This window comes from Terriglobus albidus, from assembly GCF_008000815.1.
GTDB lineage: Bacteria > Acidobacteriota > Terriglobia > Terriglobales > Acidobacteriaceae > Terriglobus > Terriglobus albidus_A.
Window position 1 is genome coordinate 2143644 of sequence record NZ_CP042806.1, and the last position, 12071, is coordinate 2155714.

A 12071-nucleotide genomic window follows, 5' to 3' on the forward strand; every position below is an offset into this window, starting at 1 on the left:
CATTCGTGGCTCTATGAAATCTATGAGGTAGAGAAGCAGATTTCTCCGCTCCCGTTGGTCGCTGCGAAATGACAAACAAATGATCGCGCATAGCGCGATATCCCACCCATCGCGATGCGATGGATGGGCCATCCAGTGTAGGGGCGGCTATTCCTGCTCGGTCGGCGGTGATGCAATACAGGTCTGCAGATATCCACGCACAAGCACGAGAAGCTCTTCACGCAGGGGTGCTAGTTCGCGTTCCGGTGACTTCGCCTCCAGCAGTCTACGTGAGACTCCGTTGAGCGCGGCCATCACCATGGTGGCAACAATCTCCGGGTCTTTGGTGAGACCTTCGCTTGCGGTTGCGAAGAGTTCGGCGACAACGCGGCGTCCGCGTGCGCCGGCTGCTTTGGCGATCGCGAGACCATCCAGGTCGGAACTGACGGAGTAGAGCGCCGCGCTCTCCTTGACGTTGTGCATCTTGGCGCTGAGATAAGCGTCGATCAGCGTCTCTCCCATTGTGAGCAGGCTGGCGGAACGGTATTCCTTACAAACGCGGTCGACGGATGTGGCGACGCCGTGCATATGCCGTTTCAGGCTGGCCTGCAGCAGAGCGCTCTTGTTGGGGAAGTACTGATACAGCGTTCCCACGGAGACGCCTGCGCGCATGGCCACAAGTGTCGTGGTCAGCCGTTCCTTGCCGACCGAGACCAAAACCTGAATAGCCGCCTGCAAAATGGCATCGACGGTAGCGGTAGAACGCTCCTGAACTGGCGTTTTTCGCGGCTGCAGCGTGCGTGGAGAGGTCGTAGGCAAATGCGAACTCCAAAGCTGAAGGTTCCTTCATCTAAACACACGTCGCAGCAATTTGGAGGGGAAAGCATGAGCGAGAGACAGCAGACAACATTCACACTTCCGGGAACCGGCATCACCTTGAACCGCATGGGCTATGGCGCGATGCAGCTTGCCGGGCCTCACGTCTTTGGTCCGCCGAAGGACCGCGCCATGGCCGTGACGGTGCTGCGTGATGCGGTGGCGTGGGGTGTTGACCACATCGATACTTCAGATTTCTACGGTCCTCATATCACCAACCAGATTCTGCACGAAGCCCTGCACCCCTACAGTGGGTTGACGATCGTGACGAAGGTTGGCGGTAGGCGTGGACCGGCGGGCGAGTGGCTGCCGGCACAAGAGCCGGCGGAGCTGGTTCAGGGCGTCCACGACAATCTGCGTAATCTTGGTGTCGATGTACTGGATGTCGTGAACCTGCGCGTGTGGGGCGGCGTGAGTTCGCCGACCGAAGGTTCTATTGCTGAGCGGTTTGAGGCTCTGGCGAAGCTGCAGCAGCAGGGGCTGATCCGGCATCTTGGGTTGAGCAATGTGACCGCGAAGCAGGTCGAGGAAGCGCTGACCATTGCTCCGGTGGTTGGGGTGCAGAACCAGTACAACCTTGCCTCGCGGGAGGATGATGCGTTGATCGACAGTCTGGCCGTGAAGGGGATCGCTTATGTGCCGTTCTTCCCACTGGGTGGATTTACGCCGCTGCAGTCTTCGACGCTGTCAGATGTCGCGGCAAGGCTGAACGCGACGCCGATGCAGGTTGCGCTGTCATGGCTGCTGCATCGCTCGCCGAATGTTTTGCTAATCCCGGGAACCTCATCGGTAGTGCATTTACGGGAAAATCTGGCGGCCGCGGAGCTGGTGCTACCGAAGAATGAGTTGCAGGAGCTGGATGGGATCGGTGCGTTGGCGAAGCAGTGATTCCCCCCCCGAGAAAATAGAAAAGCCCGGAGCGATCCGGGCTTTTTCTCTTTTGGCAGCGATTACGCTGCTAGTAGATCAGTTTGCGGCGGTTGCGGACGACCAGGTAGTTGATGGCGGCTACGATGGTGATGACAGCGATGATGGTCTGGGACCAGACGCAGTAGATGCACCATTTTTCGAGCACAAACGCTTCCAGATAGCTGAGAATGCCGGCAAAGAAGAGGCCGATCTGTGCGGCTTCAAAGGCAAAGAAATCGAGCTTGGTGAGAGCGAGAACGGCGATGAGGAGATAGCCGCCCAGACCGAGAACCGCGACTGGAATGTGTTTCCCATGACGTGGGTCCTCTCCGAAGGATGCGGCGGGAAACACGGCAAAGCGGGAGTGATTGACGGCTCCGCAGTCCCACTTTTCTGTTACGGCACAAGGTGGGGCGGCGTTGGGGTCCTGGAGGTGAACGCGAAGCGCCAACCCTGAGACCACCATGCCACCTACTGCCAGCAAAGCAATGAGATAACGCAGAAAAGCCATTGCGAACAGGGTACGCCCGTAACCATCGGTAACGCCAGCTTTCTCAGTGGCAACTGTTGCACTGGAAGGCACTTGCGTGCTTTCCGTAATGAGGAGCATCAAAGAGAGAGGAGAGATATTTGGAGACGCAGGAGATTATTGCGGAGAGCCCGAAGAGGCCGGAACACGGCTTTGGGCCGTTACAGATTCCGCTGTTTCGCGACCGCTGGATCGCCTCCACGGTCAGCAATCTGGGGACCTGGATGCAGGACACGGCGGGCACCTGGCTGATGACGGTGCTCTCGGCCGGCTCGCCCCTGCTCATCGCTCTGATGCAGACTGCCGCCAGCCTTCCGGTTTTGCTGCTGGGGCTACTGGCGGGAGCCACTGCCGACATCTTTGAGCGGCGCAGGCTGCTGATCTTCTGGCAGAGCTGGATGCTGGTGACGGTCGGGCTGCTGACGGTGCTGACCTTTGCCGGCGTTGTGGGGCCGTATCAACTGCTGGCGCTCACTTTCCTGATGAATATCGGCGCCGCGATGAATAATCCGGCATGGCAGGCGATTGTGCCGGAGCTGGTGCCGCGCGAACAGATTCCCGACGCCGTCAGCCTGAACTCGGCCAGCAATAACCTGGCGCGTGCTCTGGGACCAGCATTGGGTGGCTTGATGGTGGCGGCGTTTGTGAAGGCCTCTACCGGCGCGGGATGGGTCTTTGCCCTGAATTCTGCATCGTTTGCGGCGGTGATCTGGGTGCTGTGGCGGTGGAAGCGTAAGCCGCTGTTCAAGAGCGCGCTGCCGGCGGAGCGGATCGCAGGCTCCATCCGCAGCGGTCTGCGTTATCTGCGCTTCGCTCCGGAGCTGCAGGCGAGCCTGATACGTGCCTTCCTCTTTACCTTCTTTGTCAGTGCGGTCTGGGCGCTGCTGGCAGCGGTTGCGGCGCGTGAGCTGAAGCAGGGGGCGATGGGATATGGCCTGCTGAATGGAGCCTTGGGAGCCGGGGCTGTGGTTGGTGCACTGCTGCTGCCACGCATCAGGGCAAGGTTCAATGCAGACGCCATCCTGCGCGTGACTTCGGTGGCCTATATCGTCATTCTGCTGGTGCTGGCCTGGGTGCCGATACCGGCGGTGGCGATTGCTGTGTTGCTGGTGGGTGGTTTCTGCTGGACCTCCACGATGAGCACGTTGAATACCAGCGTGCAGCTGGTCTCGCCCGCCTGGGTGCAGGCGCGCGCTCTCGGAGCCTATCTCACGGTCTTTCAGGGTGGACTGGCGCTTGGGAGTGCTGTGTGGGGATATGTGGCGGAGCACAGCTCAGTCCCGGTCGCAATGACAGCCAGTGCGATTGGCCTGGCTGTGACGCTGCCGTTTGCGTTGCGGTTCCATATCCTGCAGGGCAAGCTGCCCGATCTTGGGCCGTATGTATGGCGCCGGCCGGCAAGGGAACTTGTCATCCAGCCGGAGCTCGAGGATGGGCCGGTGCGCATCGTCATCGAGTACTTTGTCGCTCCCGAAAACTACGCCGAGTTCACCCGCTTGATCCACAAGATGGAAAATGTCCGGCTGCGTACGGGCGCCATTCGGTGGGGTGTCTTCCGCGACGCCGCCAACCCGGAACGCATGGAAGAGACCTTCGTGATGGAAAGCTGGCTCGATCACCTGCGGGCGCGGGAGAGGATGACCGCAGCGGATGCGAAGGTCCGCGATCGTTTATGGGAGCTGCACAAAGGCACCGCTCCACCGCGCGTAGAGCACCAGCTCTACGTGAAGGAAGTCACTCCTTAATTCAATGAAGGAATAATTGAATCATTGAATAAGGGGATGTACGGCTGGTTATTCAATCATTCAATTCTTCAATTCTTCAATTAACCAGTTGAATGGTTGAATCGTTGAATAGTTGAATAGTTACGTGACGAAATGGTTGCGGTACTCCCTTGGAGCGCTGGCTCTTCTGGTCGTTGTGTTGCTTGCGAGCTGGCCTTGGGTTAAGGCTCGGCTGCAGGCAGTGGCGGTGTTGAAGACACTTAGCCATGAGCCGATTCCGTTGCCGGTGCGGGCCGTGACGGCTTCGAATGTTCTGACGCAGGACGTTGCTATCCCCACGGCAAATGGCACGTTGCGTGGGCGGCTGTATTCGCCCGCAGGGATAAGCGGTGCGCCGGGCATGGTGATTGTGCATGGAGTCCATCACCTTGGGATGAACGAGCCGCGACTGGAGCTCTTTGCTTCGGCGATGGCGAGTTGTGGGCTGCAGGTTCTGACTCCGGAGCTTCCGGCGATTGCGGACTACCGCATCGGACCTGAGAGCGTGTCGGCAATCGGTGACAGCGCTCGGTGGTTCGCGCAACAGACTGGTGGCAAGGTGAGTGTGCTGGGACTGAGCTTCTCGGGCGGGCTAGCGTTGCTGGCGGCAGAACAGCCTGCGTACGCGGCAGAGATGAAGATGGTCTTCGCGGTAGGGTCGCAGGCCAATATGCAGCGGGTGGCTCGGTACTACCGCACGGGGCAGGATCTTCGCCCCGATGGATCGGTCCAGACTCTGACGGCACACGAGTATGGGCCGCTGGTGATGGAGTACGAGCACATGGAAGACTTCGCCTCGGCAGCAGACCGGGCAGCGTTGAGTGGAGTTCTAAAAGAACACCTGTATGAGGACGGCGCAGGGGAGCGGAGAGCGCTGCAGACGTTGACACCCGCACAGCGCGTGGTCGTAGCGCAACTGCTGAAGACGGCTGATGCACGGACAGTCACCTTGCTTGCGGCAAACGAGATAAAACATGCCCGGGAGATGGAAGCAGTCTCGCCGGACCGCGATCTACAGTCTGTCGGCGTGCCGGTCTTTCTGTTGCATGGAGAGGCCGACAATGTAATTCCGTCGGCGGAGACACTGTGGTTGGCGAAGGGGCTGCGTCCGCAGGTGCTTGAGGGTGCTCTGGTAAGCCCGTTGATCTCCCATGTGGAGATGGGGAAGTCCCCTGGCGCAGCAGATGCGTGGCGGCTGGTGAATTTTATTGCCAGAATGATGCGTCGGGCGGAGCAGTAGACTCTGTAGAGAAGGGAAACGAGAACGATGATCGCGACGGAGTTGGTCGGGCTGACGGAGATTGAGGCTGCGCAGAAGCGTATCGCTGGAGTGGCGGTACGGACCGGGATCTACAAACTCGAAGGTGAAGCTGCCTCCAAACTGCCCTACGAGGTCTGGATTAAGGCCGAGAGTGAGCAGCCAATCGGTAGTTTCAAGCTCCGCGGCGCCTTCAACAAGGTCGCATCCCTGGACAAGGATGCTCTGAGCCGCGGCGTCATCACCTACTCCAGCGGCAATCACGCCCAGGGCGTGGCTTATGCCGGACGGGAACTGGGATCGAAGGCTGTCATCGTTATGCCGGAGAACGCTCCGATCGTAAAGCGCGAGGCGACGCTTGCTCTGGGAGCCGAGGTGGTGCTGGTCGGTCCCGCCAGCAAGGAGCGTAAGGAGAAGGCCGAGCAGCTTGAGGCTGAGCATGGATACACGATGGTGCCGCCGTACGACGATCCATACATCGTGGCCGGGCAGGCGACCTGCGGCGCGGAGATTGTGGAGCAGGCTCCGGATGTGGACGTAGTGTTGAGCCCGGTGAGTGGTGGCGGTTTGCTGAGCGGTATCTCTACCGCAGTGAAGCTGAAGAAGCCGTCGGCGAAGGTCTTCGGTGTCGAGCCTGAGGTCGCCGGAGACGCTACAGAAAGCTTCGCCAAGAAGGAGCTGGTGGAGTGGCCGGCGGAGAAGACTGTGCGCACCATTGCGGACGGCCTGCGCACGCAGAGCCTGGGCGTGCTGAACTTCGCCCACGTGATGGAGTACACCGACAACATCTTCACGGTGAGTGAAGAGGAGATCGTTGCGGCGCTGAAGGTATACCTGAACGAAACGAACCTGGTGCCGGAGCCGAGTGGGGCGGTGACACTGGCTGGCGCGCTCTTTCACCCGGAGAAGTTGCCAGCCGGGACGAAGAAGGTTGTTGTGGTGTTGAGTGGCGGTAATATCGACCCGGCATTGAAGGCGCAGTTGCAGGGGAGCTAGGGCGCTCTTACCTTGCGTCGGGATGACGTGTGGACCGTCTATAGAGGTATGACGATGAAGCGGCTTGTGATTGGGGTGATGGTCTGCGCCGCCGCGATGTGCGGCGCGCAGAAGAAGTCGAAGCTGCCGCCGCAGTACCAGGGAGCGGCGCGGGCGACGGTGTTGCATACGGCGAATGTGTATGTTGCCGCCGAAGCTGGGTCGCAGAGGGTGAGCGTTGTGACGCCCGGGCACGAAGTCACCATCATGGACCGCTCCCCGGGATGGGTACGTGTCTTTGCCAATACCGACGAGCCGGAGCAGAATGACTACGACGCTCCAGAGATTCAGGACGACAGCCAATCGTCGCCGGTGAGCGGATGGATCAAGGACAAGGGAGTCGTCGGCCCTGGGACTGCGAACGGCGACAGGCTGATCTTCGGCGCGGCAGTCATTGCCGAGTCGCAGGCATATGCACCGCATGCGCCCAAGGATGCGGCTGCGATGGCCCATTTCCTATACAAGCGCATGTTCGAATACTTCCCACAGTCTCCATTGGCAGGCGAAGCAGCGTGGAGATCGGCGGATATCCGCTGGCAGTTGCAGAAGGCAGATTTCGCAACGCTACCATCGGCGAAGGAACAGGATCCCAATCTGCGTCCGCGCCTGTATGAGGATGAGCTGAAGAAAGTCATCAAGTACTTTCCGGGATCGAAGTATGCTGCGATGGCCGCGTATGAGCTGATCGACCAGAAGCTATGCGGCGACTGGCAGGGTCTGCCGAAATGTCCGGATAAAGAGACCGACTACTACGAGAAATATGCCAAGGAGTATCCGGATGGCCCTAAGACGGCTGAGGCGCTCTGGCAGGCGGTCTACCGTCAAGGTGTCGTGAGCAGCATGTATCTGGCCGAGGAGAACAAGAAGAAGGCAGATAATGCGGCCTCTCATGCCAGCTCGTTGAATGACCAGTTACAGTCTCGCTTTGGCTCGACAGACTGGGCTGCGCGCGGCTCGGCGCTGATCTACCGGTTGCAGCAGGGGATTCCTGTTTACGGAAACGATCGCGATTAGAAAATTTTCCGGAAGGTGTAGCGTTGGGCTTGCGGCATCTATGAACGTTTTCCGCAATGAAAACGCCGCTCCGCTCTTCTACCCTAGCAACAGGGAAAAATGCTTTAAGCAGCAGTTAATGCCCTTTCAGGTAGGCTGGAGTGAGAACGCTTCACGTACTCTGGCAGCCGGAGGGGCTATTTGAACGATTATCTGTTGAGTGTCATCCTTGGCATCATCGAAGGATTGACTGAGTTTTTGCCGGTGAGTTCGACCGGACATCTGCGCATCGCCGAGGCGGTGCTGCATCTTTCGCTCGACGATGCCTACTGGAAGATGTACACCATTGTGATTCAGCTTGGCGCTATTCTGGCGCTGCTGCTGCTCTTCCGCCATCGCATCATCGGCTACCTGCACACCTTCCCCAAAGGCAAGCGCGGCGATAAGACGGTGTTGACCCATCCGGTCTCGCTCACATTGATTGCTTTTGTCTGCACGGCGATTCCGGCAAAGATTCTGGACAAGGTGATTGGAAAGAACCTGGAGAATCTGACGGTGATCGCCTGGGCGCTGGTGATTGGCGGCATCGTGATGTGGGTCGTCGATACATGGGCCTCGAAGCAGACCTCGCGTACCAACCATGTGGACAACATGTCCCTCGGCCAGGCCATCTGGGTCGGTCTATGCCAGATTCTCAGTGCGGCCGTGCCGGGCACTTCGCGTTCGATGTCGACCATTGCAGCCGGCCAGCTTGCAGGAATGAACCGCGAGACAGCTCTGGAGTTCAGCTTCCTGATCTCGATCCCAACGATGATCGCTGCGACCGGCTATTCGCTGCTGAAGGCGCTGCGTCCCAAGGCAGCGGCCGGCGAGACGCTGACGCCACTGGTGATGACCGGCCACGACTGGGTGGTGCTGGCGATTGGTTTTGTGGTTTCGTTTATCGTCGCGTACGGCGTTGTGGCATGGTTCCTCGCCTGGGTGCGGAACCGTGGATTTACGCCGTTTGCCATCTACCGCATCATCGTAGGTGTTGCGCTGCTGGCATGGCTGAAGATGCACGTGTAGCAGTTTATAGAGAGGCAAAGGCCCGCCATCCGGCGGGCCTTTTGTCTTCTCTGTTCACATTTTTGTGCGGAAGAAGAATCTTGATATACCGAAGATCGGGAGCGGATGCTATGGCCTCAATGGAAGTAACGATGCGTTTGGCGAGCTACGGAACCCTGGCGCCAGGCAAACCCAATCACTACGAACTGGCGGGGCTGAAGGGGCGCTGGCTGAAGGGTGTTGTTCGCGGCCATCTTTACGAGAGCGGATGGGGAGCGGCTCTCGGCTATCCCGGCCTGATTCTCGATGAGAACGGGCCGGAGGTTACGGTGCACCTCTTCGAGTCTTCTGATCTGCCAGCGCACTGGGACCGCCTTGATGAGTTTGAAGGCCCTGGCTATGAACGTGTCGTGGTATCGGTGAGCACGGACGAAGGGGTTCTGGAAGCGTATCTCTATGCACTTGCTCCGGAGGCATCCGGCCCTCATCGGGTAATGTCTTTGGGCTAAGGTAAGAAGCAGATTTCTCCGCTGCGCTCCGAAATGACAAACAAAGAACTCACTCAGATAGGCGTGCCCGATCGACAGTTGACGAAGGCGTACGTAGTCATCTATTGTCTTCCCCTAAGATGATTAGGGAAGATAGTGCGGATTCCGGCTCACTGCTCCAGGGGACCCTGGAGATGCTCGTTCTGAAGGCCCTCGCGCGGGGACCGCAGCATGGTTATGCGGTCGCGGAGTGGATCCACCATGTCTCACACCAGTTGCTGAAGGTGGAAGAAGGAGCGCTTTATCCCGCGCTCCATCGGCTGGAGATGCGTGGCTTTCTCAATGCAGAGTGGGGCGCCTCTGAAAACAACCGCCGCGCCAAGTTCTACCGGTTGACAGCTGAGGGAACGAAGCGACTTGACGCGGAGTCGCAGCGTTGGGCCAGGCTTTCGGCGGCAGTCGCGTTTGTCATGCAGTCTTCCTGAGGAGGAACTACGATGCTCCCTGCAATCAGCGCATTTTTTGGGCGTTTGCGTTCTCTGTTCCGCAAGCGTCGCATGGACCGCGAGATGTCCGAGGAACTCGAGTTCCATCGGGAACGGCTGCGGGAGAAGTATCTCCAGGAAGGTATGTCGGAGTCCGCAGCAGAACGTGCCGCCCGCGTACGGCTCGGCGATGCGCGGCGTTGGCAGGAGCGGCTGCGTGAGGTATGGAGCTTCCGTCTCCTGGAAGAACTCATGCGCGACGTCAGGTTCTCCCTGCGTCTGCTCTGGAAATCGCCTGGATTCACTGCTGTGGCGATGGCGACGTTGGCACTTGGAGTGAGTGCAAATACCGCGGTGTTTGCGTTGATCGATAGTCTCTTGTTGCGTCCCCTGCCGGTACCGGCGGCACACGAGATGGTGGTGCTAGATCTGCTGGAGGACGGTTCACGGCCTGGTACTTCCTTCTGCACGCCGTTCTTCCGCAGCCTGGAAGGTCAGAGCGACGTCTTTCAGAATGTATTCGCATTCGTCAACGACACACTCCAGGTGCGGGCAGACTCGGGCAATGTCAGTGTCCATGGGGTGATGGTAAGTGGACAGTACTTTGCGGCAATGCAGGTGAAACCGCTATTGGGGCGTTACCTTACACCAGCCGACGACAAAGAGGGTGGAAGCCCCTCTGGATTTGCCGTCGTGATCAGTGAGCAGTTCTGGAAGAGCTGGTTCGACGGGGCTTCGGATGTGATTGGCCGGAAGTTGACGATCGCGAATGTTCCCTTCACCGTGGTCGGCGTAATGCCTAAGAGATTTATGGGAGCGGATCCGACGCAGCAACCGCAGATCTATGCGCCGATGTCGGCGGATCCAATCATCGACGCTCCACGGGATCACCTCCATGGTGGAACACACGCCTGGTGGCTTACGGTGATGGCCCGTCTGAGACCCAGTGTCGAACTTGATAAAGCGAATGCTGCCCTGCAAGCGGTTTCGACTTCCGTGTTGCTGGCATCGGGAGGGGAACCCGAGTGGATCAAGGATGAAGAGATGCATCACTTCCGGCTCGCGGCAGAATCGGGGTCCAACGGATTTGCGTATGTTCGTTCAGTGTTCCGCAAGCCTTTGCTGACGATGTTCGCGATGTGTGGCGGATTGTTGCTGCTCGCTTGTCTGAATCTGGCAAGTCTCTTGCTGGCGCGTGGAGCCGTGCGAGAGCGTGAACTGGCAACGCGGCGAGCTTTAGGGGCTACACGAGCGCGGCTGGTCCGGCAACTCATGATTGAAAGTCTGCTGCTGGCGGCGCTCGGGACGGGACTTGGGGTGGCATTAGCGCCGATGGTGAGCCATGCACTTGCGGCGATGCTTTCAGGAGGAAACGGTCCCGACAGCATGGTTCTGGATGCATCCGCAGACTGGCGTCTCTATGGTTTTGCTGCGGCGGTTGCTTTGATCGCCTCAGTACTGATCGGGCTCGTACCCGCTCTACGCGCAACCGATGGAGATTTGAATGAACAGATCAAGAACGGGCAACATGCGCAACAGAGACATGCTCGAGCAAAACTGATCCCTCGTTTGCTGATGATCTCCCAGGTGGCGTTGGCGCTGATTCTGGTCTCTGGTGCGGCTTTGCTTGCGACCAGCCTGGTACGGCTGTATCGCACGGGGCTAGGATTTGATCCGCACGGTGTGGTTAACATTGCTTTCAGCATGGACAAGCAGCAGTTGGATGGCGATCAGTTGATGGAGATTTATCGACAGATCGAGGTAGGGCTGAAGGCCGCGCCCGGTGTCAAAGAGGTGAGTTTCCAATCCATCGTTCCTCTCTCCCATCGCAATTGGAATGGCACCTATAGCACGCCCGGAGGAGTACGTCAGCTTATCTGGCTGAATAGTGTCGGGCCGGAGTACTTCCACACGATGCGCATCGCGGTGGAGCAGGGACGCACGTTCACCTGGAGTGACTCAAAAGCATCGGGCATGAAGATTATCCTGAACCGCTCCGCCGCGAAGCGGTTCTTTCCGAAGGGAGATGTTGTCGGTCGTCAGATTATCGATCACGACAAGGGAGTTTATGAGGTCGTGGCTGTGGTTGGTGACGCCAAGTATCGTGATGTACGTGGGCCTGCAACCCCAGCCGGCTATGTCCCGATCCAGCAGGATCCGCAAAAGAAGCCGTCACTCAATGCGGTTGTGCGTGTCGATGGACCGTGGGCTCCACTGGTTCCATTTTCGCGGGAGCTGGCAGCTCGGTTGGCGCCCTCCATTCCAGCGCCTGTGATCCGTCCCATGGATGATGTCATCGATACCTCAATCAGCACAGAACGGATGATGGCTCTGCTTGGAGTGTTTTTTGCAGGATGCTCGCTGTTGGTGACAGCGATCGGGCTCTACGGTACGCTCTCCTACACCACGGCGCGAAGGACGAACGAGATTGGAATCCGCATTGCCCTCGGCGCCCGGCGTCTGCGCGTGATGATGATGGTCTTCAGGGAAAACGCTGTCCTCGTTGTGATCGGCAGTGGAGCGGGATTGGCCGTAGCAGTGTCCCTCTCCACCATCTTGACGAGCTTTCTTTATGAAACTTCGACACGCGACCCATGGATATTGGCGGCAGCGACCGTGACGTTGGTGTGTGTCGCGAGCGCAGCATCGATTCTGCCCGCACTGCGAGCGTCGTGGATCGATCCCATGCAGGCCATTCGCGCTGAATGA

At 58.8% G+C, this 12071-nt stretch carries 11 protein-coding genes; 9 read left to right on the forward strand and 2 right to left on the reverse strand.

Annotated elements, in window-relative coordinates; translation table 11 throughout:
* Positions 1 to 147: 147 nt before the first annotated feature.
* Positions 148 to 798, reverse strand: a complete 651-nt coding sequence (locus FTW19_RS08645) for a TetR/AcrR family transcriptional regulator (protein ID WP_147647243.1) — start codon at positions 796 to 798, stop codon at positions 148 to 150.
* Between the two features lie 66 nt (positions 799 to 864).
* Between FTW19_RS08645 and FTW19_RS08650 the strand changes: the two genes are divergently transcribed.
* Positions 865 to 1743: an aldo/keto reductase family oxidoreductase gene (locus FTW19_RS08650; RefSeq protein ID WP_147647244.1), complete on the forward strand. Its 879-nt coding sequence runs from the start codon at positions 865 to 867 to the stop codon at positions 1741 to 1743.
* 70 nt (positions 1744 to 1813) lie between these two features.
* On the opposite strand, the gene FTW19_RS08655 is transcribed toward FTW19_RS08650, so the two are convergent.
* Positions 1814 to 2347: a vitamin K epoxide reductase family protein gene (locus FTW19_RS08655; RefSeq protein ID WP_246153649.1), complete on the reverse strand. Its 534-nt coding sequence runs from the start codon at positions 2345 to 2347 to the stop codon at positions 1814 to 1816.
* 47 nt (positions 2348 to 2394) lie between these two features.
* On the opposite strand from FTW19_RS08655, the gene FTW19_RS08660 reads away from it, so the two are divergent.
* The 8 genes from FTW19_RS08660 to FTW19_RS08695 all read left to right on the forward strand — a co-directional run bounded on the left by FTW19_RS08660 (position 2395) and on the right by FTW19_RS08695 (position 12071).
* Positions 2395 to 4038 carry an MFS transporter gene (locus FTW19_RS08660; protein WP_147647245.1) on the forward strand — a complete coding sequence of 548 codons (1644 nt, stop codon included), beginning with the start codon at positions 2395 to 2397 and terminating at the stop codon, positions 4036 to 4038.
* Positions 4039 to 4162: 124 nt separating this feature from the next.
* Entirely contained in the window at positions 4163 to 5296 is a 1134-nt protein-coding gene (locus tag FTW19_RS08665; RefSeq protein WP_147647246.1) for a CocE/NonD family hydrolase, read from the forward strand.
* A gap of 27 nt (positions 5297 to 5323) precedes the next feature.
* Positions 5324 to 6310 (forward strand): threonine ammonia-lyase, encoded by a 987-nt coding sequence (locus tag FTW19_RS08670; protein ID WP_147647247.1) that lies wholly within the window; start codon positions 5324 to 5326, stop codon positions 6308 to 6310.
* A 54-nt stretch (positions 6311 to 6364) separates the two neighbouring features.
* Positions 6365 to 7363 (forward strand): SH3 domain-containing protein, encoded by a 999-nt coding sequence (locus FTW19_RS08675; protein ID WP_147647248.1) that lies wholly within the window; start codon positions 6365 to 6367, stop codon positions 7361 to 7363.
* Positions 7364 to 7543: 180 nt separating this feature from the next.
* Entirely contained in the window at positions 7544 to 8410 is an 867-nt protein-coding gene (locus FTW19_RS08680; protein ID WP_147647249.1) for an undecaprenyl-diphosphate phosphatase, read from the forward strand.
* Between the two features lie 110 nt (positions 8411 to 8520).
* A complete protein-coding gene (locus tag FTW19_RS08685; protein WP_222705548.1) occupies positions 8521 to 8898 on the forward strand; it encodes a gamma-glutamylcyclotransferase family protein in 378 nt (125 codons plus the stop codon).
* Positions 8899 to 9017: 119 nt separating this feature from the next.
* Entirely contained in the window at positions 9018 to 9362 is a 345-nt protein-coding gene (locus tag FTW19_RS08690; protein WP_147650549.1) for a PadR family transcriptional regulator, read from the forward strand.
* Positions 9363 to 9374: 12 nt separating this feature from the next.
* The gene (locus FTW19_RS08695) at positions 9375 to 12071 is read left to right on the forward strand and encodes an ABC transporter permease (RefSeq protein WP_147647250.1); all 2697 of its coding nucleotides are present in this window, start codon (positions 9375 to 9377) and stop codon (positions 12069 to 12071) included.